This is a genomic window from Nonomuraea sp. NPDC049758 (assembly GCF_040674635.1).
Lineage (GTDB): Bacteria > Actinomycetota > Actinomycetes > Streptosporangiales > Streptosporangiaceae > Nonomuraea.
On sequence record NZ_JBFAMZ010000062.1, the window covers coordinates 1 to 1,971 of the forward strand.

Annotated in this window: 1 protein-coding gene; it reads left to right on the top strand. The window is 67.1% G+C overall.

What is annotated here, in order from left to right:
* The first annotated feature begins 160 nt into the window (after window positions 1-160).
* Window positions 161-1,885, top strand: coding sequence for a transposase (locus AB0J46_RS51870; RefSeq protein ID WP_364344929.1), 1,725 nt, complete (start codon window positions 161-163; stop codon window positions 1,883-1,885).
* Window positions 1,886-1,971 lie beyond the last annotated feature (86 nt).

The window sequence follows — 1,971 nt, forward strand, 5'->3', positions numbered from 1 at the left end:
GTGGCTGTTGCTTTTTGAGCACGATCTTGGTGAGCCGTGCATTCGGTGATCTGGATGACCATTGGATGGGCGGGTGGCGAAAGGCTTCCGACGGGTTGATCGGGATCAGCAGTTTCTGCTGCCGGTGGATATGCGTGAATGGCTTCCCGACGATCACGTGGTGTGGGTGCTGCTTGAGGTGGTCGAGCACCTGAACGCCGCCGCGCTGGAGGCCCGGTATGTCCAATGCGGGCCGGGACGGCGTGCCTATGATCCGCGGATGCTGCTGGCGCTGCTGATCTATGCGTACTCGGCCGGGGTGCGCTCGTCACGGCAGATCGAGCGGTCGTGCCGGACAGATGTGGCGATGCGGGTGATCTGTGGGCTGCACGTCCCCGATCACACGGTGATCGCTCGGTTCCGGCAGCAGCATCAAGACGCGGTACGGGATCTGTTCACGCAGGTGCTGGTGATCTGCGCGAAGGCCGGGCTGGGGCGGCTCGGGGTAATCGCCGTGGATGGCACGAAGATCGCCGCGAACGCGTCGAAGAAGGCCAGTTGTCGTCGGCAGTGGCTGCAGCAGCAGGTCGAGGAGATTCTCACACGGGCAGCAGCGGAGGATGCAGCCGAAGACACAGCCCTCGGGGTGGGCGAGCACGGAGCGGAGACACCACGGCAGCTGCGAGGTCGCCGTGATCGACAAGAGCGGATCAAGCGGGCGCTGGCCGAGGTGATCGCCGAGGAGGCCGAGCGCGGACTGGATGCCGAATCTGCGGCGGCCAAGGAACGCGCGTTTGTGGAGGCCACCCGGGCTGGCCGCAACGACGTGGGCTCTCGCCCGATCGGAGCCGATCCCGTGGCGATCGCCGAAGCGCGGCTGCAAGCGGCTCAGGACCGGCTGGCCCAGGAGATCGCGGCCAAACGCGAGCGCATCGCGGTAGTGCGCGAGCAGATGCGGCGGTTCGAGGCCGGTCAGGGGCCCAGGCCGCATCTTGGGCCGTTCAGCTTCGATGAGAATCGCGGCCAGCAGGTGGCCCGCGCCAAACGGTGGGTGGCCCGGGCCGAGCGTGAGCTGGCCACTGTCCGGACACGCAAGACCGCGCCCGAGGCCGAGGGCACACATTCCGATCTGTCACCCGTGCCAGGCGGGGGAAGGCACGGGCCGCGCGGCATCACCGTCAAGAGCGAACGCCCCGTCGCCCGGCGTAATGTCACTGATCCCGACAGCCGGCTGATGCACGACAGCCATGGAGGCACCGTGCAGGGCTATAACGCCCAACTCGCGGTGGCCGACGACGGCCTGATCCTCGCGACTCGCCTCGTGCAAGACGTCAACGACCGGCGGCAACTGCGACCGATGAGCCAGGCGGCGCTTCACGCGGCGCTGTTGCTGCACCAGGCCCGCTGCCTGCGCCAATGTCCGACAGTGGGCGGATGCTGTATCACGATCTCGGCCGCGCACACAGCCGACGGCGACCCGCACGGCTGCACTGACACCGACTGTCCCTGCCGGACCGACTGGATGGGACCCCTGCTGTTCGATGCCGGATACTGGAGCCACGCCAACCTCACCGCCCCCGGCCCTGACCGGCTGATTGCACCTGGCAAAACCGCAGACCTGCCCGCAATCGGCCAGCGTCAACCGCCGCACTCTGCCAATGCCGCTCCAGCAGCCCTCATGATCGAGCGTCTGGCGACAGAGGAAGGCGCTGCGCTCTACAAACGACGCGGTGCAACCATCGAACCCGTCAACGGCCATCTCAAAGATCGCACCGGTCTGCGGCGCTTCGCCCGCCGCGGCTTGACCGCCTGCCAAGCCGAGCTCACCTTCGCCGCCATGGTCCTCAACCTCGGCAAGTTCTGCCGCCTGGCGGCAATCCAGCGCACAGCCGCACTGGCCAAGTGACCCCTACGGCCCATCGAGGCCGAACCCGAGCTACCTGTCTCACCCCGAACGTTCAGCACCACCTCACGCAATTTCGCAACAGCCAC